Annotated in this window: 2 protein-coding genes; both read right to left on the bottom strand. The window is 60.8% G+C overall.

Annotated elements, in window-relative coordinates:
- The coding region (locus FJ980_RS32525; protein WP_348640675.1) for an enolase C-terminal domain-like protein at nucleotides 1-605 on the bottom strand (605 nt) is incomplete at its 3' end.
- A 27-nt stretch (nucleotides 606-632) separates the two neighbouring features.
- On the bottom strand, nucleotides 633-1,250 hold a 618-nt coding region (locus FJ980_RS32520; RefSeq protein WP_140547550.1), incomplete at its 5' end, for an amino acid ABC transporter ATP-binding protein.

Below are 1,250 nucleotides of genomic sequence, written 5' to 3'. Positions count from 1 at the left end.
ATTGCGATCCGGATCCTTGATCCGACACGTTTGCGCATAGCCGCCAGGCGCTCGACGTCGACATTTGGGTCGTCATGGCCGACCTTGATCTTGATGCGTGTGAATCCATCCTCCTCGCCGGCTTTCGCGGAGCCGCGCCGCAACGTGTCCAGGTCGAACGAAATCCAGCCGATATCGGTATTGTAAGCCTCCAGGGCATCGGTGCGCGCGCCGCCGAGATAACTCCACAGCGGCAGGCCCGCCCATTTCGCCTTCAGATCCCACAGCGCGATATCGATTGCAGCCAGCGCCAGATGCGTGATGCCGGCCCGACCGACCCATTGAAGCGAAGGATGGCGCGCAAGCCTGGTCCATAGGCGCTGATGATCCGAGGCGTCTTCGCCTACCAGAAGCGGCGCGTAACACTCGCCGATGCAGGACGTTATCAGCCGGTCGGCGGCCAGATGGGCATGCGTGCCGGTGAAGCCATAACCTTCCAGCCCATCCGTGGTCACGATCTTCGTACCCACGACACCCCAATGGGTGATGCTGTGGGTCGAGTCCGAAATGGAGTCCGAGGTGAGTGGAAGATGGAGAATGAACGGGCGGACGGAGGCGATTTTCATCTATGACCCTTGGCGGATATGAATTTGTCAATGAAGGAGCTGCGAGAGGAATTCGCGTGCCCGCTGATGCTTCGGGGCTGCGAAGAACTCCTTCGGCGTGGCCTCCTCGAGTATCCGGCCCTTGTCCATGAAGACGACCCGGTCGGCCACCTGGCTGGCGAAGCCCATTTCGTGCGTCACGCAGATCATCGTCATGCCTTCGGAGGCCAGCGAGACCATGGTGTCTAGCACTTCCTTGACCATTTCCGGATCGAGAGCCGAGGTCGGTTCATCGAAGAGCATGATCTTGGGCTGCATGCAGAGCGCGCGGGCGATCGCGACGCGCTGCTGCTGGCCGCCGGAAAGCTGGGACGGATACTTGTCCGCCTGATCTGCGATCCGTACCTTGTGCAACATCTCCAGCGCTCTCTCCGAAGCGTCCTTGCGGGATTTTCCGAGCACGCGGACGGGCGCCAGCGTACAGTTCTCGATCACCTTGAGATGCGGGAAGAGGTTGAACTGCTGGAACACCATGCCGATGTCCCGGCGCGGAACCATACGTCCGTGGGACTTCTCGACCAGCGGTTTGCCGTCGATTTCCACCGAGCCTTGCTGCAGGTCTTCCAAGCCGTTGATGCAGCGGATCAAGGTCGACTTGCCTGAGCC

This window comes from Mesorhizobium sp. B1-1-5, from assembly GCF_006443065.1.
GTDB lineage: Bacteria > Pseudomonadota > Alphaproteobacteria > Rhizobiales > Rhizobiaceae > Mesorhizobium.
The sequence above is the reverse complement of the archived record's forward strand: the minus strand, read 5'-3'. Positions and strand labels throughout refer to the sequence as shown.